This window comes from Candidatus Cytomitobacter indipagum, from assembly GCF_008189285.1.
Lineage (GTDB): Bacteria > Pseudomonadota > Alphaproteobacteria > CAJXXZ01 > 1604HC > Cytomitobacter > Cytomitobacter indipagum.
Genome location: NZ_CP043315.1, coordinates 159,773 through 181,693, shown reverse-complemented (window position 1 = coordinate 181,693; position 21,921 = coordinate 159,773). Strand labels below are relative to the sequence as shown.

19 protein-coding genes and 1 tRNA gene are annotated in these 21,921 nt (G+C 28.9%); 5 read left to right on the top strand and 15 right to left on the bottom strand.

What is annotated here, in order from left to right; all coding sequences use genetic code 11:
• Window positions 1–5 precede the first annotated feature (5 nt).
• The 9 genes from FZC35_RS00770 to FZC35_RS00730 form a co-directional block, all read right to left on the bottom strand.
• Window positions 6–90, bottom strand: a tRNA-Tyr gene (locus FZC35_RS00770).
• Window positions 91–391: 301 nt separating this feature from the next.
• The gene (locus FZC35_RS00765; protein WP_148980765.1) at window positions 392–1,294 is read right to left on the bottom strand and encodes a beta-ketoacyl-ACP synthase 3; all 903 of its coding nucleotides are present in this window, start codon (window positions 1,292–1,294) and stop codon (window positions 392–394) included.
• Between the two features lie 5 nt (window positions 1,295–1,299).
• Window positions 1,300–2,277, bottom strand: coding sequence for a phosphate acyltransferase (locus tag FZC35_RS00760; RefSeq protein ID WP_148980764.1), 978 nt, complete (start codon window positions 2,275–2,277; stop codon window positions 1,300–1,302).
• 6 nt (window positions 2,278–2,283) lie between these two features.
• Entirely contained in the window at window positions 2,284–2,466 is a 183-nt protein-coding gene (rpmF, locus tag FZC35_RS00755; RefSeq protein ID WP_148980763.1) for a 50S ribosomal protein L32, read from the bottom strand.
• 227 nt (window positions 2,467–2,693) lie between these two features.
• The gene (gene yihA / locus FZC35_RS00750; RefSeq protein WP_148980762.1) at window positions 2,694–3,227 is read right to left on the bottom strand and encodes a ribosome biogenesis GTP-binding protein YihA/YsxC; all 534 of its coding nucleotides are present in this window, start codon (window positions 3,225–3,227) and stop codon (window positions 2,694–2,696) included.
• Between the two features lie 61 nt (window positions 3,228–3,288).
• A complete protein-coding gene (gene alaS / locus FZC35_RS00745) occupies window positions 3,289–5,634 on the bottom strand; it encodes an alanine--tRNA ligase (protein WP_148980761.1) in 2,346 nt (781 codons plus the stop codon).
• A gap of 431 nt (window positions 5,635–6,065) precedes the next feature.
• Window positions 6,066–7,496, bottom strand: coding sequence for an Asp-tRNA(Asn)/Glu-tRNA(Gln) amidotransferase subunit GatB (gatB, locus tag FZC35_RS00740; protein ID WP_148980760.1), 1,431 nt, complete (start codon window positions 7,494–7,496; stop codon window positions 6,066–6,068).
• Window positions 7,483–8,940, bottom strand: coding sequence for an Asp-tRNA(Asn)/Glu-tRNA(Gln) amidotransferase subunit GatA (gene gatA / locus FZC35_RS00735; protein WP_148980759.1), 1,458 nt, complete (start codon window positions 8,938–8,940; stop codon window positions 7,483–7,485). The genes gatB and gatA overlap by 14 nt, the downstream gene beginning before the upstream one ends.
• Complete coding sequence (locus tag FZC35_RS00730; RefSeq protein WP_148980758.1) at window positions 8,930–9,205, bottom strand: hypothetical protein; 276 nt, start codon at window positions 9,203–9,205, stop codon at window positions 8,930–8,932. The genes gatA and FZC35_RS00730 overlap by 11 nt, the downstream gene beginning before the upstream one ends.
• 367 nt (window positions 9,206–9,572) lie before the next feature.
• On the opposite strand from FZC35_RS00730, the gene FZC35_RS00725 reads away from it, so the two are divergent.
• Window positions 9,573–10,502 (top strand): hypothetical protein, encoded by a 930-nt coding sequence (locus FZC35_RS00725; protein WP_216362654.1) that lies wholly within the window; start codon window positions 9,573–9,575, stop codon window positions 10,500–10,502.
• A 1,202-nt stretch (window positions 10,503–11,704) separates the two neighbouring features.
• On the opposite strand, the gene FZC35_RS00720 is transcribed toward FZC35_RS00725, so the two are convergent.
• The 4 genes from FZC35_RS00720 to FZC35_RS00705 form a co-directional block, all read right to left on the bottom strand.
• Entirely contained in the window at window positions 11,705–13,396 is a 1,692-nt protein-coding gene (locus tag FZC35_RS00720; RefSeq protein ID WP_148980756.1) for a hypothetical protein, read from the bottom strand.
• Between the two features lie 68 nt (window positions 13,397–13,464).
• Window positions 13,465–14,055, bottom strand: a complete 591-nt coding sequence (infC, locus tag FZC35_RS00715) for a translation initiation factor IF-3 (protein WP_148980755.1) — start codon at window positions 14,053–14,055, stop codon at window positions 13,465–13,467.
• A complete protein-coding gene (gene thrS / locus FZC35_RS00710; RefSeq protein WP_148980754.1) occupies window positions 14,048–15,919 on the bottom strand; it encodes a threonine--tRNA ligase in 1,872 nt (623 codons plus the stop codon). Before thrS ends, infC begins: the two co-directional genes overlap by 8 nt.
• 25 nt (window positions 15,920–15,944) lie before the next feature.
• Window positions 15,945–16,640 carry a hypothetical protein gene (locus tag FZC35_RS00705; RefSeq protein ID WP_148980753.1) on the bottom strand — a complete coding sequence of 232 codons (696 nt, stop codon included), beginning with the start codon at window positions 16,638–16,640 and terminating at the stop codon, window positions 15,945–15,947.
• Between the two features lie 89 nt (window positions 16,641–16,729).
• Between FZC35_RS00705 and FZC35_RS00700 the strand changes: the two genes are divergently transcribed.
• On the top strand, window positions 16,730–17,035 hold the full coding sequence (locus tag FZC35_RS00700) for a HesB/IscA family protein (protein WP_148980752.1): 306 nt from the start codon (window positions 16,730–16,732) through the stop codon (window positions 17,033–17,035).
• Window position 17,036: 1 nt separating this feature from the next.
• Window positions 17,037–17,927 carry a uracil-DNA glycosylase gene (locus FZC35_RS00695; protein ID WP_148980751.1) on the top strand — a complete coding sequence of 297 codons (891 nt, stop codon included), beginning with the start codon at window positions 17,037–17,039 and terminating at the stop codon, window positions 17,925–17,927.
• A gap of 3 nt (window positions 17,928–17,930) precedes the next feature.
• Here the strand turns inward: FZC35_RS00695 and FZC35_RS00690 are convergent, their stop codons facing one another.
• Together FZC35_RS00690 and lspA are read right to left on the bottom strand one after the other, a co-directional pair.
• Window positions 17,931–18,194 carry a hypothetical protein gene (locus FZC35_RS00690; RefSeq protein ID WP_148980750.1) on the bottom strand — a complete coding sequence of 88 codons (264 nt, stop codon included), beginning with the start codon at window positions 18,192–18,194 and terminating at the stop codon, window positions 17,931–17,933.
• Between the two features lie 527 nt (window positions 18,195–18,721).
• Window positions 18,722–19,168 carry a signal peptidase II gene (lspA, locus tag FZC35_RS00685; protein WP_172618986.1) on the bottom strand — a complete coding sequence of 149 codons (447 nt, stop codon included), beginning with the start codon at window positions 19,166–19,168 and terminating at the stop codon, window positions 18,722–18,724.
• A gap of 173 nt (window positions 19,169–19,341) precedes the next feature.
• Between lspA and alr the strand changes: the two genes are divergently transcribed.
• Together alr and rpsF are read left to right on the top strand one after the other, a co-directional pair.
• Entirely contained in the window at window positions 19,342–20,388 is a 1,047-nt protein-coding gene (alr, locus tag FZC35_RS00680) for an alanine racemase (protein WP_148980748.1), read from the top strand.
• A gap of 38 nt (window positions 20,389–20,426) precedes the next feature.
• Window positions 20,427–20,951 (top strand): 30S ribosomal protein S6, encoded by a 525-nt coding sequence (rpsF, locus tag FZC35_RS00675; protein WP_148980747.1) that lies wholly within the window; start codon window positions 20,427–20,429, stop codon window positions 20,949–20,951.
• Window positions 20,952–21,921 lie beyond the last annotated feature (970 nt).

Genomic DNA, 21,921 nt, shown 5'->3' with positions numbered 1-21,921 from the left:
AAGTATGGAGGAAGTAGGATTCGAACCTACGTAGACGACACCGTCGGCAGGTTTACAGCCTGCTGCCTTTAACCACTCGACCATTCCTCCCCAACAAAGAGTAACAATAGTAATTTGCCTCTTTTCCCTATTTTTGTCAAGAGTTTTTCATATAAAAACTTTCTAATTAAATGTCAAAAACATTGTCGCATCTATATATAAGAATATAATCTGCAAATTATCTAAAAATACTACTCTCTCTTCTTTTCATGTAATAATTTGACTTTCATGATTATTCTTCAGCATTCATGCAAATTATTATTTCAATGTATAAGTTAACTTAAGAATAATACAATGAACACATAAACACCTATCAAATAATCAGATTAAAATGCAATAATTAGGAATTCGATTAAATTTGAATACACAAACTACTTCCTCGCAATCCAGCTCCAAATGCACTAAATAATATCTTATGTCCTTTTTTCATTTTGGAAAATTCCTGATGAAAGGCTATAGGAATTGATGCTGCTGATGTATTTCCATATAGATTTCCATTATAAATGAGCGATTTCTCATTCAATTTAGTGTTTTTAAGCACAGATTCAATTATTCTTAAATTTGCTTGATGAGGCACAAACCAATCTATTTCACCAACATTATTCATGGCATTATTCACATCTTCAGAAAAGCTTCTTACGGCTGTTTTAAATACTTCTCTACCATTCATATTTATCTTATTTCCACTAGTGTTTAATGAATCATAATTTGGAATACTCTTAGAGGATTTATATAAAACTTTTCCACTGTTATTCAGCAACATTGACCCTGCCCCATCTCCAAACAATATTGCAGTGCCTCTATCTGTCCAATCGATTAATTTTGTCATAGTTTCTGAGCCAACTATCAAAACCTCAGAATATTCTTCAAAGCTATTCAAATATTGCAAAGCTATATCCATTGTTTGCACAAACCCATTACATGCATCATGAACATCAAAACACATAATATTTCTACACAAACCATGAGACTCGCTCAATTTTTGATGCAAATAAGAAGCACACGAAGGAAACGCAACATCAGGAGTAGACGTTGCTACTATAATCATTTTTAAATTCTTAAATTTCATATCTTTCACTGCATTGTAAGCCATAAATCCAGTTGTTTCATTCTCAGCAGCAATTCGTCTAGTCTCTATACCAGTTCTTTGGTGAATCCATTCATGATTAGTATCTAAAGAATCAGGCAAATCATTGTTATGTAAAATTTTTTTAGGTAAATACATCCCAACATCGCAAATCATCATATCATTCATGTTGTTTATTGTAATTCATTTGATTCAAAGTCAATAGAGTTAAGATTTTTCATCAATAAATCTGCTTTTGAAGCAAATCTATATGTAGTTCTTAATGCATTGACCAAAGAAGGCTCTTTAGATGATCCATGAGCTTTGATAGACAATCCATTTATTCCAAGCAACACAGCTCCATTATATCTATCTGCACTATCAGAAAATAAAGATATTAACTTTCTTACAATCCAATACTTATTGAATTTGCTCATAATAAATCTAGATGTTCCTTCACATGCCTTAGAAATACAATTACCTGAAAATCCATCAGTAACAATTACATCAGCTTCACAGGTAAAAATTTTGTCTGCATCAATAAATCCTTTGAAATCATTGCCAATTTTTTTACGAAATAAACTTGCAGAATTACGCAATTCTTCAGTTCCTTTATTTTCTTCATGACCAACATTAATTAAACTGATTCCTGGATTATCAATACTCAAAACTGATTTGATAAATTCTTTGCCAAGTAGGCCAAATTTATATAAATCAGTAGCAGAGCATTCGAGATTCGCTCCAATGTCAGTTAAAACTTTAGAGCCATTGCTAGAAGGTATCATGACTGCCAAAGGAATTCTATTTACCCCTTTAATAAACCCTAAAATCTTCTTAGCAAGTATAAAATAAGGACCTGTGTGACCAACTGTAAAAACAGCGCTACTTTCCTTATCAGAAACAGATTGCAATGCAGCCTTCATAGTGGAAAATTTAGCATTTTTCAACATAGACAACAAACTATCATCTGCTTTGAGAAATTTCTCGCACCTTCTGATTTCAAATCTATCTGAAAAAATCCTTAAATTATCTAGACTTACTTTACTTTCTTTGTCTAAGAAAAAAATTAAATTCAGATCTTTAAACTCTTTAAGTGTATGAAAAGCAGCATCAAGAACAACTTGAGGCCCATAATCCCCTCCCATACAATCTATAGAAAAAGTTTTATTCAAAGCAGATCAATCCTCTGTTTTGATCTTTATAATTTGTCTTCCTCTGTACATACCACAGTGCTTACATGCATTATGAGTCAATCTGTACTTACCACATGAACAAACTACAGTATTAGGCAATCTAATTCTACTATTAGAATGTCTAAGTCTTCTCTTTTGTATCGATACTCGCTTCTTTGGAACTGCCACTATATCCTCCAGTTATTTTTATTAAAATTCTTATTAAAACATTATCACTTAATTAATTATTTTTCAATGTCGCATTGCAAAACTCTCATTTAGCATTGTATTATTAATAGAAAAATTACCACAATTTCATTCATTAAATCAATTCTATATTAAAAAATTCTATTAAAAAAATCAAACATAGATTTCAAATCTCTATTTTCATAAATTTCTGCAAAATTATGCAGATATTATCTATGATTGGAATGATTGGAGTTTATTTCATTCATATAAGCAGTTATTTTATCAATTCCATGCTTTGTTTTTGCAGAAGTGTAAAAATATGCTTCCATAATTTTTACATCCTTCTTATCATTCTTTGTGGAAATAATTTTCAATTCTACATTATTTTCTCTAGCAAAATTAATAATCTCTAAGTCAATTTCCATGATACCTCTTCTTGAATCTATCAAAACCCATAGCTCATTAACTCTTCCAGATAGCAAATATTTTTCTATCATAGTATCAATTAACCCAATGCGTTTTTTGCTCATTTCTGCATATCCATACCCAGGCAAATCGATTAGAGAAATATCTTTAAATTGATAATACCCAAGCCATCTTGTGCATCCAGGAGTTTTTGAAACTCTAGATATTTTATGATTTAAAATTGCATTTAATAAAGATGATTTTCCTACATTAGAACGCCCAATAAAGGCTATTTCATATTTATTATTTTCAGGCAATTCGCTGATAAAATATGTTTTATTTACAACTTTTATCATAAACTACTCTTTTTCATAATTTTGCATAATTTGCACAAATTAAACTTATAAATCTCTATTTTCATATCATTCCTTCACTTTCACTCATAAATTTATCAATAATGTCGTTAAAATTGATTTTTTCTATTTTTCCTTGGGCGAGATTTTTATTTCCTCCACCTTTTCCGCCAATATTTCTCAATATTTCTGCAGCATCTTTAACAATTTTATCTCCCACTTTAACTAAAATAGCATTTTTATCATTAGTCAAAATAACTAAATCATGCATTTTAATATATTTATCACTTTCACCAAGTAAATATTTTGCATTTGCATTGCTGTATTGCTCAATCAATATATTAAGATTGCTAATTTTAATTTCTTTTCTATTAATAGATTTGGCGCTATTTTCTACATCATCAGACTTTGATAATTTGCCCTGCTTTTCTGAATATAAATAATAATTTACAGCACTCATACCACAAATTGCCTCTATTCTTTTTATTCCAGAAGCAACGCTTTTATGGCTTTTAATAGCAAACAATCCAATTTCTCCAGTTGATCTTACATGAGTTCCACAACATAATTCAGTAGAAATATCTCCTATTTTTAGAACCCTAACTTCATTTGGATAATTTTTCTCAGTGATCAAAGCGCCTTGCTTCACAGCAGATTCATAATCTGTAACATTGGTTGAAATTTCGATATTATCTTGTATAACTCTATTAATTTCCATAGTAGTTTCTTTCAAACTATCTTGATCAATAAGATCATTCATAGAAAAATCCAATCTTAGACTATCTTCCTTAACACTAGATCCTTTTTGAAGCACAGAATTTCCAAACTTCTTTCTCAAAATCGACATCAAGATATGCGTAGCAGTATGGTGTTGCTTTAACCCTTTTCTCTTTATATTGTCCACTTTTGCTGTAACAGTCTGCCCTAATTCAATTGACCCTTTAATGATTTTACCAATATGCCATATTTCATGATCATTTTTCTGCATATCTTCAACTTCAAAAACACCAGAGTCAGTTTCTATAATTCCAGAATCGCTTTTTTGCCCTCCAGACTCAACATAAAATGGAGTTTTATCAAGCAAAATATATGTTTTATCATTTTTCTGAATATCTAAAATTTTACTTTCTATCTTTTCGCAATCATACCCTACAAATTCTGTAATTCTATTCTTGCTCTCTACATGATATTTCTTCAATTTTGAAAATTCTTTTTGTTTTTTTGTCATTTTTTCAAATTTGTCATAATCATACGAAATTCCCTTTTCTTTCATAATTTCAAAGGATATATCATATGGGAATCCATGTGTGTCATATAATTCAAAAACTTTTTCTTCATCAATTTCACCTTGATCGATATAATCATTTAATTTACAAATGCCTTGATTGTACACATTCAAAAATTGCATTTTTTCATCATGAAATACTTTTATTATTTTCTCTCGATTTTTTAACAAAGAAGGGTAATCATTAGACATATTGTTTATAATATAATCTATGCATATTTCAATTGAATTATTATTAATAGATCTTCTTATAGCACGCCTAATAATTTTACGAAGCACATACCCCACACCCTCAGAATCAGGCGAAACTCCAGCATCTATCATAAATACAATTGACCTACTGTGATCTGCTACAATTCTATTATTAATGTTGTCGATATCATTTTTAGAAATCAATTTAATCATATTTGCAAAAAATGGAGCTTCATAATTATCATTTGTTCCATTGCAAAGAGCTTCCATTCTCTCTAATCCCATTCCAGCATCTACGCATGGCTTGTCTAATTTAGTTTTTACTCCATTAAAAACATTGTCAGTCATGAAAACCATATTCCATATTTCAACAAATCTATCACCTTGAGTTATATCTCCTGGTATATGACCTCCATGATCGTAGAAAATTTCTGTGCAAACTCCACATGGCCCTTCTTCTCCAGCACTCCATTCATTTTCTTTTTCAAAAACAATATTATCATGAATAACATTAGGAGTTTTCTTCCATATTTCTAAAGATTTTTTATCACTTGGGTGAACAGTGATATGTAATTTCTCACAAGGTAAATTTAAATTATTTGTCAAAAAATCCCATGCCATATCAATCGCTTCTTGATGCGCGTAATCTCCAAAAGAAAAATTTCCCAACATCTCAAAAAAAGTATGATGCCTTTTTGTATATCCAACATCATCTAAATCATTATGCTTTCCACCTGCCCTAATGCATTTCTGACTATTGGCAATTCTAGAGCTTGGAGGCTTTGCCTGTCCAAGAAAAAACTTTTTCATAGGAGCCATTCCAGAATTTATCAACAACAAACTTGGATCATTTAATGGAATCAAAGAAAAAGATGGAATAATTAAGTGATTTTTACTAGCAAAATAATCTAGAAACTTCTTTTTAACACTCATAAATAAACTTTATATGATCTGCAACAAAATGTATATCACAGCAACATCAACACAAATCGGAAATTAAAAAGATATGCAAAATAAATTCAACAGCTAATAAGCAATAAAATAATTTAAATGCTAAATAAATATTTTGCAATTCAACGGCGGCTCAATTAACAATGGGTTATTATGAAAATTTAAGTATATTCGCATCAATTAATAAAATCGCAATAGAATTATTTCTTTTAAAATTTATTAAATTATTAAACAAATTTGACCCTTAACATGCTTTGCAAATCTATTACGTAAATTCCATAAATCTTATTAAATTACCTTCATTGAAATTTTTAACCAATCTTATTTTTTTAACCAATCTTATTATTTATCGATTTTGCAATATTTGAAAACTATAAGAAAGAGAAAATGATGTCATTAAAAAATATTAAAATTCATATTTTAATATTGTTTAGATAATTCATTACCTCATCTTGAGTAATTTTTGGATTAGCTTTTCCTTTTGTTGATTTAATTACTTGACCAACAAAGAATTGCTTTAAATTTTCATTTCCATTTTTATAGGATTCAATTTCTTTTTGATGATTTTTCATAACATCACTAACTATACTTCTAATCTCTTCAGAAGAATTTATTTGAGCAAGCCCTTTTTCTTTAATAATTTCAACAGGGCTCTTATTTTGCTCAATCATATTTAACAATACTTCTTTTGCAGCTTTTCCTGAAATATTTCCCTTGCTCAATTCAGCAATCAAACTACTCAAATAACTAGGATTAACTACAGCTTCAGAATTTTTCTTCATATATGAAATTACATCTCCAATGATCCATTTAAAAAGAGTAATCTTGTCTTCTGAATTCAATAACTTCCCAGCCTCATAAAATAAATTCGTCAACTGAGGATTTTCAGCTACAATCCAAGCATCTTGATATGAAACCCCCAAGCTAACGATATCTTTGCAAATATTGTAAGGAAGAATTGACTTATCTTCTATTTTTTCATTCTTCATTTCATCATCCAAGATCAAAAGAGGCAGATCTGGATCAGGCATATAACGATAATCAGCAGCATCTTCCTTGTTTCTCATATGAGATGTAGTGCATGTATTTTCATTAAATAACCTAGTTTCTTGAATAATTTTCTCTCCAGATTCTAGTATTTTTGCCTGTCTTTCATATTCATATGCAATTGCTTTTTTCATAAAATTCACAGAATTTATATTTTTTATCTCAACTCTTGTCCCAAATTCATCATCATCAGATCTTCTCAAGGATACATTTACATCAGCTCTCATCTGCCCTTTATCCATATTTCCATCACAAGTTCCAATTTTTCGCAAAGTTGCCTGTAAAATCCTAAAGAATGTAGCTACTTCTTCTTCACTTCTAAAATCTGGCTCTGTAACAATTTCCATAAGAGGAATTCCACATCTATTTAAATCAATGTACGTTTTTCCATCTTTATGAGTGCTTTTTCCAGCATCAGTTTCCATGTGTATTCTATTGATTCCAATATTTTTAATTTCTTGACCAATCCAAATTGGCACAGATCCATTTTCAGCAATTGGATGATAGAATTGTGTAATTTGATAACCCAAAGGCAAATCTGGGTAAAAATAATGTTTTCTATCAAATTGAGAAGTATGATTAATGGTCATATTTAAAGCATGTCCAGATATTATGGCCTTCCTAACACATTCTTTATTCAAAACAGGAAGAGCGCCAGGAAGTCCCAAATCAAGATAATCCACACAAGTATTTGGAGATTCACAGGCAGTAGATGCTCTAGAAAACAACTTAGATTTAGTTGAAATTTGAGCATGCACCTCTAATCCAATCACCAATTTCCAATTATTTTTTGTCATAATCTAACCATCCTTTAAATTCAGCGTATTTTTCAATTTCCTTAGCAGCAGAAATCAAGAATTCCTCCTCAAATGATTTTGTCATCAAATGAATCCCAAGAGGAAGATTGTTTTTTCCAAGCCCAATAGGCACAGAAATAGCAGGAGATCCAATAAGATTTGCAATCACTGTAAATACATCTTCATGATAAGCATCTGATGGATTTTGGAATACACTATCAACTCCAAATGCTTCTCTAGGAGAGCAAGGATAAACAATCATACTCACATCATTAAATAAATCCATGAATTGATTTTTGATATATTTTCTTGTTTTTAGCCCTAAGCTATATCCATTTTCATAGTTTTCTTGAGACAAATTATGAACACCCATAAATATTCTTCTTCTTACTTCTTCTCCAAATAAAGCAAAAGTTTTATTATATTCAGGGTTTATTTTTTTATCTGTTTTATTTCCATAGCAAACTCCAGTGTATCTAGCTAAATTAGAAGCAGCTTCTGAAGAAGTTAATAAGTAATATGTTGACAAATAGGCGTCAAATTCTAATAAATCAATAGGCTTAATAATAGCTCCAAGGTCTTCAAGAATTTTCAAAGCCTTCTTCCAATTATTAACTACATGAGAATCTAAGTCATCCATCCAATTTGCTGGATACCCTATAACTTTACCTTTAACTGATATGTTCGCATTTTCTAGATTTGGTATTTTTTCCATGCTAGACATGGAATCTCCAGAATCATGACTCATCATGCTATCCATCATAATCGCGGCGTCTTCGACAGATCTAGCAAATATTCCAGCTTGATCAAACGAAGAAGCATATGCAATCATTCCTCTTCTAGAACATCGTCCATAAGATGGCTTAAATCCAACTATCCCACAAAATGAAGCTGGCTGTCTAACAGACCCACCTGTATCACTTCCCAATGCAGCAAAACAAGTTCCAGAAGCAACTGCGGAAGCGCTTCCTCCAGACGATCCACCAGGAACTAATTTATCTCCATTGCTCCATGGATTAATAGACGCTCCAAAACAACTAGTTCTATTTGAAGATCCCATAGCAAATTCATCCATATTCAATTTTCCAAGACAAATAGCTCCTTCATTCCACAAATTTTCTGTAACTTGAGATTCAAATGGAGCAACAAAATTCTCCAAAGCCTTTGAACATGCGGTCATTTTAAGATTTTTTACAGCATACAAATCCTTAACTCCTATAGGGATTCCCTCTAATTTTCTCGCATTTCCATCTTTTATTCTCTTCCAGCTTTTTTCAGCTTGCTCAAAAGCCATATCTTTGCTTAAAGCAATAAAATTATTAAGATTAGAAAATTTATCTATCTCATCATACATCTCACTAACTAAGGTCAATGGAGATATTTGCCCAACTTTTAATAAATCTCTTATTTGCTTCAAACTTAAACTAGAACAATTATTTTTCATCTACAACTCCATCCACAACAAATAGATTTTCCTTAAAATCATTCGCATTCATCATTGGATCAAAATTCTCATTTTTTATAACATTTACAGGATTATCTTCCCTTATTGCATTCAAGGAATATTGATATAAAGATCCATTCAATTGACCAACATTGTCCATTTTATGCATCAAATCCATTATGTTATCAAAATCTTGCTCCACTTGATCAGGATCAACGACTTCTATTTTAGACATCATAGAAATTTGCTTAATTTTACATGGCATAAATAAAAATTACAGTTTTTCATGATTTTTCTCAAGTATATAGCAAATTATTTCTAGATTTTTCAAAAAAGTTTCTTTAAGTTTCTTTAAAAATTACCATGAATCAAAAGCAAATTAAAAAATAGATTTGATATGACATCAATTTCTTATAAGAAAACTATTAATAGAAAATTTACGAATTAAGTTTTTTTCTGTTAAAATTTTCCTAATTCAGAAAATTTAACACTTCATGGTAATGCATATACAATTAAATCATAATTAATAATAGTTAAGTATTGATGAAATCATTTTATTTAAAATTCTTGATAATTGCATTCAATTTAAGTGGAAAATCTATACGCATTTCTCAAAGAATACATTGCTTTTAATGTTTTTTTTGCTTAGAATGATTGTATTCGCTATTAAAGCGTTGAAATTATTTAAGGGAGGCGTATTCGTGTACGGAAAAATCTTATTATCTTTGAGTGTTTTAGCAATTGCTAACTCAGCTCACTCTGAAGCTTGTTATGCAAAGAAAGGGTGCGCATCAATTTGGTTAGCTCCTGTTGTTAGATACCAATCTTCAAAAGCAAATGAAATCAAATCAAGCATTGATGGTAAAAGCATTGCTGGAGTTGAGCTTTCTCGTGACGAAGAGTTAAAGTTCGAACAAACAAAGAATCTTGGATACTTTGCTGGTAGAGCTGGCCTTTCTGTTTCTTACAAAATGTGGAAGCAAGCAGCTATTGGTTGGGAAATTTTTGCTGACCTAGGAAAAAGAGAAGCATGGTTGAATGACATTTCAGATGAAAACAAAACAACATCTGAGAATACTTCTTCTAGCACAGGAAACGGAGGAACTTCAGCTACTCCTGTAACTTCATCAGCAGGAACACAAAGCATTGCTGGTACAAAAGATGCCACAAACCACTTAAAGCTAAGTCATTACTTTGCTGGTTACACAGGTGTATTTGCATCTTACTACGCAATGGATAATATGCGTTTGAATGGTGGAATTGGTGCTATGATGCATAACACTAAATTCACATACGGCGGAAAAGATCTTGCAGAAGTAAAAACAAAGATGCAATATTCTTTCGGTGGTTACTTAAAGCTAGGAGCTGACTGGTTAATCAATGAAACATTTTTTGTTGGAGCAGAAGTTACAGGCCAACTAAGAGCAAACAAAGATATCAAAATTGCTGATGTTACATTTGCAAAAGGTGGAGACAAAGCTGAACTTTCATTCAAGAGAAAAGAAGCATTTGGATTCAACGGAGCAATTAGATTTGGTCTAGACATGTTCAAATTTGGTTGATAGGTTAAAACCCTTTAAATCAAACTCAACAATTATATTCTTGTATAATTGTCTTTCCTAGTTTCTTCTGAAGTTAGGATTTAATTTTTTAATTAATTATTACATTTTGTTTAAATTATTATTTATTTACATAATTCAAATTATCAAAATATATTGCATAATGCATAAAATATATTAATGCTTATCTATCTTTTACTGCAAAATCATGAAATTTTATCAATCTAAATTACTGTATTGCATTTAAATTATTGCTATTATTATAAGTTAAATTTTTAGCGTAATTCATTTTTCATAAATTCAAAAGATTTTTAATAAGCACTGCTTAAAGCAAATAGTTTATAGCAATAAGCTAATGTAAAAATACACGTCATCAAATACAAGCATTTTTTCTAAATATTTAAATGCACTACAAGGCTATAAATAAATTTTTTTGAATAGAGTTAATTTATTGCATTAAGCTTCTTGGCATAAATTAATTTGCCATACTTATCATATTCATTACTAATTCTTAAATGATCCCTATTCGCTTTTGACGTTTAATTTATTCTCTATTTATTTAAAAATGCATACTTAATTGCTATAATGCAAATTATTTCTTATCCTATGACTTATTTACAAAGAGAAATATTTTGAAATTAAGAAGCATTTAGATAGCTATGAATAACAAATTAAAGCAACAGTACTCAAACAGTAGATATATTATCTAAGACAGAGCAATCTATATAAATAAAATTAAGCTTAAGAAGTTGCTTTAATATCATTTTATTCAACATCAATAATATTTTTACTTCATCAATCTTTTCACATAGGCATTCATTAAGAGTTAAACTCACGCTCTTTGAACATCTAAGAATCATGAAATTTTAATTGATGAAACTTAGCTCTTGATATAGACTTTCTTCAATCAATGTTTCCTCTTATCTATTTATGAATTTTAAAGCAATAATATTATTTTCTGACTATTTCTTTCCTGCAATAATTATATAATTCATTCTTTGATCAGATCAACTACTAATTTTATAATTTAAACATAAAATGAAGTCAGAATTCTTATTATTAGAATACGTTTATTTCATAAGAAATGAAACAAAGCTAAATTATAAAAAATCAATTAATGTTATGCATTCTTTAAAGAAAAAATCTTTTATAAAAAAGAAATCTTATGATTTAATAAAATAGAGAAAATAATGCAAATTATTAAATTATATCAAGAAGAATGCCAAAGGAAGCATAGGGGCGGCTAATTTTCTAAATCCAATCTTATTATCTATAATTGGATTCTTTAAACTTCCATGAATATGAAAATCAACTTTGCTTTTTCCTTTAGATTTCATAAGGTCTTTTAGATCGCTCGTAATTGATTTTGTTCCTAAAAACCCATTAATATCTAACAAATCTTCATATCTATGAATAAATCCTGATCCATCAATTTTGAAATAATCGTTCTCCATTTTAATTTCATTAATTTCATATTTATCGTTTGATATATACCCACTTCCACTTAAATAATCCCATTTTTTTTGATTCTGCTTAAATAATGAAGCCCAAAATTTTAAAGATATTACTTGCAAATAAATTGCACTAAACTGCTGAGTGCTTTCAAAATCATGCAAAGTAAAATGCCAAGGCATCCCTTTTTCTCCAACATAAATCTCTCCATCTAATACCCCAGTTGACTTAAACATATTATCTCCATACATAAGCTCAAATGCTCTAGCAAAATTCCAAACTTTAAAATACAAAGGGTCGTGAAGCATGTTTTTCCACAATACAATAGGATTTTCTTCAAAATTAGCATCAATGGAACATTTTTCTAACCCTTCAGCGCTTTTATAGCAAGAAATTTTCATATCTTGCAAATATAGATCAGAAATCCATTGCGCTTTTTTCCATTTAAATTTCCCATTCAATGTATTTTTTCCACTGCTCTTAAATAAAGACTTCATATCAAGCAAGGAAATATAATCTCCATTTCCTTCAATAGTAATATTATTATCATAATCCATAAATCCAAATGCAGATATATCAATCTTTTTTGAATTCAACTTAAAATTAAACTTAATGTTATTTGTCAAAAATTGAGCATGCAATTTAATTGAATCAGAATCTAATTCGAATGCTTGTTTTTTAGCATTAAAGTATAAATTCCACTTAATGTTTTTTTCTAACAAGTCAAAATCTTGAATTTTTATTGATTGGTTTTTATTTCCATAAGCATGCACAGACATATTTTTTGCCTCAATGTTGAAATTCAAATCAGAGTCTAGTATTCCAAATTTCTTATTAATGTTTATTTTTCCAGATCCTATCAAATCTTTATTAAGATTAATTGCAATATTTAAATTTTCATCTGAAGATTTAAAATCCCATTTCTCGTCAAATAATAATTTTATTTTTCTATCTTTGAAATAAAAATCAACTTTCTTAATTTCTTTGTTTTTCAAATCAATTTCTGTTTGAAGAAAATATTTCTTTGTATCTGATTTTGCGATTAATTTATCGCCTGAATAAGCTAAGATACCATTTGATAACTCTAGAATAATATTGCCATTAGTATAAAATCCAATTAATTTGCTTTTTTCAATCCCTTTTGTATTTAAAGTAATTTTTCCATTATGCACTGTGGATTCAAAGCTAATTTTTTTATTTAATAAATCTCCATTAAAATGAAATGCATCTTTATAATAAGCGTTAAAATTGAAATCGAATTTCAAAATATTAAGCTTATATAGCTCTAATTTACTTAATCCAATTGTGATTTTTTCAATCCTAGCACCAAACGCATTAATGTTATTTATTAAAAAACCTTTATTAGTTAAATTTGCTGATTCAAAATAAATTTTGCCACTAAACAATTCAATGTATTTTTTGTTTGCAGTATTAAATAAAAACAAACTGAATGCGAAAAAAAATATTCGCGAAAAATTGAAAATTAATTGGAAAAATTGAATGGCAATATTCATTATTCTTTGTCTGAATCAGTTTGACCTTTGTCTATTTCAGTTTGATCTTTTAATTTTTTATCTATTTTAGCTTGATCTGGCTTCAATGTCATAAAAATTCTATTTCTCATCTCTTGTTTTGGCTCTTTTTCAATTACAGAAATATCGTCAACATAAGTAGCAAATTGTTTTAAAACATTTTCAACATTCAATTCAACATGCGCCATTTCTCTTCCTCTTAGTCTTAATACAACTTTAACTTTATTTCCAGCATCTAAAAATCTTCTAGCATGCTTTACTTTAGTTTCTATATCATGTTGACCTATTTTTGGCCTAATTTGTATTTCTTTAATTTCAAAAGTTTTGGACTTTCTTTTAATTTCTGCATTCTTCTTATTTTGCTTGTATAAAAATTGCTTATAATCCATCAATCTACAAGTAGGCACATTTCCATCAGAAACCTGAACTAAATCTAGCCTCATGTCTTCAGCCATATTTAACGCAGACATTAAAGACATTGTTCCCATTTGTTCTTTTTCATGAATAACTGACACTCTATCAGCATTAATCTTGTTATTCATCAACACTTTCTTTTTGATATTTTTATTCATTTGAAACCTTAACCCTTGATACGAACTCTTCTACAGTCAATTTCTCTTCCTCTCCATTTGTAGATCTTAAAGTAATGACATTATTTTCTTGCTCTTTCTTTCCTGCAATAATTATATAATTCACTCTTTGATCAATCCAATTTCTAATTTTATAACTCAAAGTTTGATTTGAATTATCAATCTCACAATATAATCCACTTTTTTCTATTTTGCTTTTTATATCATTCGCATACTCTTCTGCTTTAATAGGGAAAATTACCACAGGATGAGGATGCACAAAATCAGGCAATCTTCCCTTGGTATTCTCAAGCAAAATTCCTAGAAATCTTTCAAGAGATCCTAAAACAGCATGATGAATCACGATAGGATTTCTCTTCTCAGAATCTTCATCAGTATATGTAGCGCCTAATCTTTTTGCCAAAGAAAAGTCAACTTGAACTGTTCCACATTGCCATACGTGTCCCTTTTTATCTTTAATAGAAAATTCTAGCTTAGGCCCATAGAATGCGCCCTCCCCTTCATTAATCTCACAATTTAAGCCAGATTTATTAGCAGATTGCAAAAGCGCAGACTCAGCTTTAGACCAAGACTCGCTATCCCCTATATGCTTTTCAGGTTTTGTTGCAAGACAAACAAGAACATCTTCAAATCCAAATCTTTTGTAAATTTCCTTCAACATTTTACAAAATGTTAAAATAACTTCTTCAATTTGATCTTCAGATACAAAAACATGAGCGTCATCTTGAGTAAAGCTTCTAGCTCTCATCAAGCCTTGCAAAGACCCAGAAGGCTCATATCTATGACATAATCCAAATTCAGATAATTTGTAAGGCAAATCCCTATAGCTCTTATTTCCTAATTTAAAAATATTGATATGAGCTGGACAACTCATTGGCTTTAAAGCATACTCATTATCTTGTAAATTCATAAACATCATATTTTCTTTAAACATTTCTGAGTGACCAGATTTATCCCACAAATCAGAGTTCATAACTATAGGAGTTAGAACCTCTTGATATTTGTAATTAACCCATGTTTCTCTTAAATATTGTTTAATATTGTTTAAAGATTTCATTCCATTTGGAAGCCAGAAAACCATTCCACTGGCAACCTCAGGATCTATATGAAACATAGACATTTTTTTCCCTAAAATTCTATGATCCCATTTCAAATTTTCTTCAATCTCAGCTAAATGATTATTTAATTTCTCTTTACTATTCCAGCAAGTTCCATAAATTCTCTGCAATTTTTCAGAACCATAATCCCAACTAGATCCAGATACTGATAAAAGCTTAAAATGTAAATTTTTAGCATACAAACTTGCAGGATCTTCAGATAAGATATTATGACATGCAAAGCTATGCACAGAAAAATGTTCTTCCTTGCTACGTTCAATTATCTTTATAGCCAGCTCATTGTTTTCAAATAACTCTATAGCCTGTTCTTTGTTATAAGAATTTACCATGAATTTATCGTTATTTTTCATTAATTCATTCATTTTATTCTCTATGTCTTGAAAATCATGATCTGAAATATTTTTATCACAATAAAAATCTATATGGAAATTTCCATCAGCAACTTCTATTTGTGCAATTTTGGATTTATGTAAATTTTTCAAAGCTGCAGATAAAATATGAGCTGCATCATAGCGTAATATAATCATATGATCTGGACTATTTTTAATCACAGGGACCACAGAAACTGGACCTCGCAAACAGCTATGAAGATCATAAATGTATCCAGTTTTATTGCATTTAAATCCAACAAAATCTTTTGCTTTGCTTCCTAACTCTTCAACAATCGAGCATGCAAAAACACCAGATCCAAATTGCTCTATAGAATTATCTAATTTTACTTCTATCATTATTTTAACCCCAAACTACAGCAAATCATTTGGAGTTATTTTCTTTCATAAAAGCATCCATTTCATCTTTATTTCTGAAACAAATTCCTATAATTCGTTGCATATTCTTTTCATCATCATACATCCATGTTGAACTTTCAATTTCCAACAAAGCAAAATGTTCCCCAACATGATCATTATTCAAGCCTCTAGGGCCTCCACAAATATCAATATAATCGCCATGCTCATAAAGAGTCACTTTTTCTTTTGGAGAGTTAGAAATTATATCTTGTTTAAACTTATCATTTGAAAAATAACTTAAAGCTTTTTCCTTATCCCAAATATGCTTTATAATATTATCTTTGCTTGCAACAACTTTTCTCATAATTTCTGCAATCTTAGAAAAATCTGATGCAGTAAAAACATAACCAGCTAAGTGCACATCAAATCCAAAAACATTTTCATCCCTGAAAAACTGTTTTCCAAATTTTATAGCAGGATACATGTATGTTAAAGCTTGCGCTAAAACATGAGCTGCATCGTGTCTTAAAAAGTGTATGTACTCATGATCTTCTCTGTACAAAGGGGTTACATCAGATCCAGCAGGAATCTCAGTATGTAAATCATACACAGATTCGTCAGATTTAAATCCAATAATTTTACTATCTAAATTAGACTCTTTAATTAAATTGATTCCTTTAATTGAATTATCTATATGAATTTTATGAATTTTCTTGTTCAAAAAACCTCCACATTTACTTGTATTATATACCAGATGCACTATTTTTCAAATACTTACAAATCAAATAGCATATATGATATTATTTACTCATGATATATTTGTCTCAAAATGCAGCTGACAAAATGAATCAAATGAACAAAAATTTTATAAAAGTGAAAGTTTTTTTTGGTGGATGCAATGGATTTAAATACGAATTCTCATTTCCTCAATCTTGTAATGAAGGAGATATAATATTTAAACATGGAAGTAAGTCTATTATTACAGATCAATTTACTTTATCAAGAATAAGCGAATCAACCGTAGATTTTCTTGAAGAATTAATGGAAGAAAGATTTCTTATTACTAGCTCTAATTTCAAAAAAACATGCCACTGCGGAACTTCATTTAAGGCATAACATGTCAAAATCATACGAATTATGGGTTAAAAAAATGCACGCAAAACCTAGCATGCCAAATTATTCTAATTATTCTGATAGGCCTGAATATTCTTCATGCGACAATTCTATGAGATCAGAAAATTTCCAAGAAAATTGCAGTGGAGAATCTGATGATTGCATTCAATCTGATTGCTTAGAAACTAATGATATAAAAATTAAAAAAACCACAATTAATGACATGAAAATTAAAGAAAATGTTATTCAAAAGTCTATTCAAACTAAAGAGAAAAAGATGAAAACTAAAGAGAAAATCGTAATGGAAAATTTTCAAGAATTTGTCAAATCAAACACATTGTCAGAATTAAGATCTAATTTAGCTAAAATAGAATTTCCTTTCAAAAAATATGCAACAACAATGGTGTTTTCAGATGGGAATTCAGAATCTCCATTGATGCTAATAGGAGAAGCGCCTGGTCAAGAAGAAGACAAACAAGGGAAGCCATTTGTTGGAGAAAGTGGAAAATTGCTTGAATCAATGCTCAATGCAGCTAAAATATATCGTAAAAATTACTATATTACCAATATTGTTCCATGGAGACCTCCAGAAAATCGCGCTCCAACAACAGAAGAAATTAAGATCATGAGACCTTATATACTCAATCATATCGAGATTATTAATCCAAAAATTGTAATATTAATTGGAAGCACTTCATATAAAGCTGTAATGAATCAAGTTAAGGCTATCACTACAGTAAGAGGAGAATTTATAGATCACAATAATAGATTGTACATTCCTATTTTTCACCCCTCTTACCTTCTTCGCTCTCCAAGCAAGAAAAAAGATATGTGGCGTGATATGCTTTCTATTAAAAACAAGATCAAAGAATTAAATTTAGATATTCTGGAATAAATGTCAATTAATAACAGTTTGCAATACAGTGCCATCATATTGCAATTCAACTAAACCTCTTAATGATTCAGATAGGCCAAGAATTTTTCTCACAATCAAATCTCCTGAATTTGAAAGCTCTGAACACTTTTTTGCGAAATAATTCTTTTGATCTTTCAAAATGTCTATTTCATTAGAAATTTCACTAATAGGATTTTGAATTCTTTCCAAATCAGGAAGACTAACTTCATTATCTATAATACTGCTTATATTCTCTATAATATTCATTTTTTCATCTAATTCTTTTTCTTTGTTACTTAAATTACCTGAAACAAATAAATAATAATTATGAAATTCGCCTAATTTAATAAAAAATCTTTTATTTTTCTAATTACTTCTTTTACTTCAAATTTATTTTCTTGCTCTTTTGCCGCTTCGCAAATAAGAGATATTTCTCTCTCATATGCTGTTATTTCATCTTCATCTATTTCATTACATAATCTATACTCTAAAGATTTCTTATCTAAAAAAGATGATTTGAATTCCTTCTACAATAGATCTGATTGTGTCAATTTCCTTAATAATTTCATGTGAAAAATTATAATCTTCAATATTTGCATTTATTTGCATTGAATCCTGCACTACTTCTAATTGATTCGAAGTAAATTTTATGCAATTTTGAATGCTATTTAGACTATTTTCAAAACTAGCAAACAAGCTTCATGACAATAGAAGTAAAGATATAAATTATATAAATTGTGTTTTTGTATCTTTATTTTAATCAATACTTAGCTAATAATCAAATTTACTTGAATTTATCTTTTTTTATACATAATATTATTCCAGATAATCATCATTATTCCTACAGTAATTGATATATCTGCAATATTAAATACTGGAAAGCTAAATCCTTTCATGTGAATGTAAATAAAATCAAGCACTGCTCCATGCCAAATTCTATCTATCAAATTACCTATTCCTCCACCTAATATTAGGCTGTATGCTATAGTTTCAGATTTTATTTTAGCTTTATGCCACATACTAGATAAAAGAATGCAAGCGCTAAGCATAACAAATTGCAAAACCCTTGTATGAAAACTATCGCAAACGCTAAAACTGAGCCCATAATTCCATTTAATTAATATTTTCAAAAACGAAGTTAATGAATAAATTCCATATTTAAATGAATATTGTAAGGCAAACTTTTTTGTCATTTGATCTGCGAATACTATAAATAGAGTAAGAAAACTTTTGCTAATCATGTAAAATTTATTATACATATTATTTTCAAAAATATCATCACAACTGTTATCTGGTTATTTATTTATAAACATGAAATTTACTGTAATTTTCATGTAATATCACAATACAGCTGATGTTGTGATATTTTAAATTACAAATTGAAATAAACTAAAAAAAACTATAAAATAATCTTGTGAGTAAAAGCGCAACCTTTCAAATCAATTTGCAAAATATTGCATACAACTACAATTATATCAAAAGCAATGTAAATCATTGTGGAGCTGTTGTAAAATGCAATGCTTATGGATTTGGCGCGACAAAAGTTGTTGAGCATCTTATCAATAATACTGATTGCAGGAGCTTTTTTGTTAATGATATTAATGAGGCTATAGAGATATTTAATGTGTCCAAAGAATCTGATTCTAAAATATACATTATGGGCGGATTTTTTGACTATGAAATTGAAGAAATATGGTCTAGAAATATTATTCCTGTATGTTTTAATAAAGAGCAAATTATGCTGTGGAGTGAGCATTGTAAAAAATGCAATAAAAATAAACCTATTTCTATACAAATTGAAACTGGACTGAATAGACTTGGATTAGATATAAATGATTTCTTCAAAATGAAAAGCATATTAGATTCAATTGGCATAGATTTTGTCATGCATCATTTGGCATGCGGATATGAAGAATATTCAACTAATAATAGTCAGTTAGAAAAAATCAATCAAATACAAGGATGCAAAAAAAGCCTATCTTCATCATGTGGAATATTGCTAGAAGAAAAACATCATGAAGGATTGTCTAGAATTGGCAGATTTTTATATGGGTCAAATGAGCAATCTAAAAATATACCTCTTAAATCAGTTGGAAAATTAACAGCTTTCATAATATCTGTAAAAAATGTTTTAAAAGGAGAGTATGTAGGATATTCTCAGGGATATCAAGCGCAAAAAGACATAAAAATAGCAATAGTAAATATAGGATATGGCGATGGATACGCTATAAGGAAAGGATTTGCATTCACTAATGGATCTTACGCTCCAATTATATCATGCTCTATGGATTACTTAACTTTAGATGTTACATCAATCAATTTAAATGATGATAAAGTAGAGTTGCTTGGAGAAAATATAACATTTGAAAAAATAGCTAACTGGAACAGTAAAATCAAAGGAATGGAAATCACTTGCAATCTTGGATCAAGAGTAAAAAGAGAATATATTAATATTAATTAAGCCTTCTACTTTGCATAAATTTAAGCTATTATGTGGTTATGCGTAATTATAGATTAGTTTGTGCATTAGAGCAGAATCTCTCAGCTGATGAAGCGCAATTGCATGTTGAGAAAATTGTTCAATACATTAAAGAAAACAATGGTGAGTTAGGCGGAGTTAGAAACTTCGGACTTGCTAAAACAGCTTATGAAATGAATAGAAATGCAAGAGCTCATTATTTTGTTGTAGATTTCAATTTAGATCCATTGAAATTAAAAGACATGAAACGTCTTATAGATATTAATGATAAATTCTTGAGAGATTTAATTGTAAAGCTAGATAAATTTGACAAACCACTTGATAGATTAACTCTAGGAATTGAAGGAAAAGTTAAGGAAAGAAAATCTGAGCTAATGCTTGGAGAATCTGCATTCTTAAATAATTTAAGTCAATTCATAAGTCCATATGGTAAAATACTTTCTAGATATATCATTGGAATTAGCGCCAAACAAATGAGATGTTTGTCTCAAGCAATTAAAAGAGCTAGATACATAGGTTTAATGCCTTTCAGAGTTCAGCAATAACTCATAAATTCATATAATTAAGATTATTTTGTTCCTTTTCTAGATTCATAAATAATTTTTAATTGATTTCATATTTTAAAATTAAATTTTATATAAATAAATTATTTAATACTTTATAAACTTAGCATTTTAATTAAAGGGTTTGTTGTTTTATATCAATAAGATTTTATGAGGTGAATTTCAATAAGTTGCTTTTTATATTTTCAAAGCTTATGATTAAAGTCTTTAAAAATATATAAATTCAAAATCATATGCATGATTAAAAATAATACTCATTAAGCACTTTGATCAAAATGCATAAAAATTAGAAATATATGAAAAGCTTGATATTTTAAATATAGCAAAAGCTTGATTTGCAGTCTTCGCATTATGCATTTAAGGTCATAATGTGGAATTTAATATTATTGAAACAATACTTTAAATTTTGCACGTTGGAGAGATGCTTTAATTTTAAATTTATCAATATATTGCCGATAATGCGCATTAAAAAATTCAAAGTTTAATAATATTTAATTTTTTAAATAACTAAACTAAATTACTAGCCCTTTAAACTCAAAGTGCACTTAATTTATTTCAGCAACTTGCCTACTCTATAAACTTACATCGCAATACATAATTTTATTTCTCAGACTACATAGCTAATTCATAAATTATTAAACCATACGATGCAAAAAACTTTTAAGAAAGGTTTTCACAAAGAAAATTGAGAGTGATTCAAATTATAAATATTTTAAGGAATTGAGAGCGTAAGAATAAATTGAAATTAAAAAAAATCGCATTGCATATGCATAGAAATCTATTTCCATAAATACTATTTCAACATAATTAATGAGTATTTGCATCATTAAGATTTCATAAGTGTCAAATTAACATCTCATTTTTCTATTCAATATTGCAATTCATCGCTTAAATAATCAAGTATATTTCGTGATATTGCTTGTCAAAAAAATGCATTTGTATATTTTAAATC

What these genes read in the sequence shown, in the direction of transcription:
- FZC35_RS00765 (WP_148980765.1), bottom strand. Translation starts at nt 1,294, where the DNA reads ATGAATGATATGATGATTTGCGATGTTGGGATGTATTTACCTAAAAAA.
- yihA (WP_148980762.1), bottom strand. Translation starts at nt 3,227, where the DNA reads ATGATAAAAGTTGTAAATAAAACATATTTTATCAGCGAATTGCCTGAA.
- alaS (WP_148980761.1), bottom strand. Translation starts at nt 5,634, where the DNA reads ATGAGTGTTAAAAAGAAGTTTCTAGATTATTTTGCTAGTAAAAATCAC.
- gatB (WP_148980760.1), bottom strand. Translation starts at nt 7,496, where the DNA reads ATGACAAAAAATAATTGGAAATTGGTGATTGGATTAGAGGTGCATGCT.
- gatA (WP_148980759.1), bottom strand. Translation starts at nt 8,940, where the DNA reads ATGAAAAATAATTGTTCTAGTTTAAGTTTGAAGCAAATAAGAGATTTA.
- FZC35_RS00730 (WP_148980758.1), bottom strand. Translation starts at nt 9,205, where the DNA reads ATGCCATGTAAAATTAAGCAAATTTCTATGATGTCTAAAATAGAAGTC.
- FZC35_RS00725 (WP_216362654.1), top strand. Translation starts at nt 9,573, where the DNA reads ATGTTTTTTTTGCTTAGAATGATTGTATTCGCTATTAAAGCGTTGAAA.
- infC (WP_148980755.1), bottom strand. Translation starts at nt 14,055, where the DNA reads ATGAATAAAAATATCAAAAAGAAAGTGTTGATGAATAACAAGATTAAT.
- thrS (WP_148980754.1), bottom strand. Translation starts at nt 15,919, where the DNA reads ATGATAGAAGTAAAATTAGATAATTCTATAGAGCAATTTGGATCTGGT.
- FZC35_RS00700 (WP_148980752.1), top strand. Translation starts at nt 16,730, where the DNA reads ATGATATATTTGTCTCAAAATGCAGCTGACAAAATGAATCAAATGAAC.
- FZC35_RS00695 (WP_148980751.1), top strand. Translation starts at nt 17,037, where the DNA reads ATGTCAAAATCATACGAATTATGGGTTAAAAAAATGCACGCAAAACCT.
- FZC35_RS00690 (WP_148980750.1), bottom strand. Translation starts at nt 18,194, where the DNA reads ATGAATATTATAGAGAATATAAGCAGTATTATAGATAATGAAGTTAGT.
- lspA (WP_172618986.1), bottom strand. Translation starts at nt 19,168, where the DNA reads ATGATTAGCAAAAGTTTTCTTACTCTATTTATAGTATTCGCAGATCAA.
- rpsF (WP_148980747.1), top strand. Translation starts at nt 20,427, where the DNA reads ATGCGTAATTATAGATTAGTTTGTGCATTAGAGCAGAATCTCTCAGCT.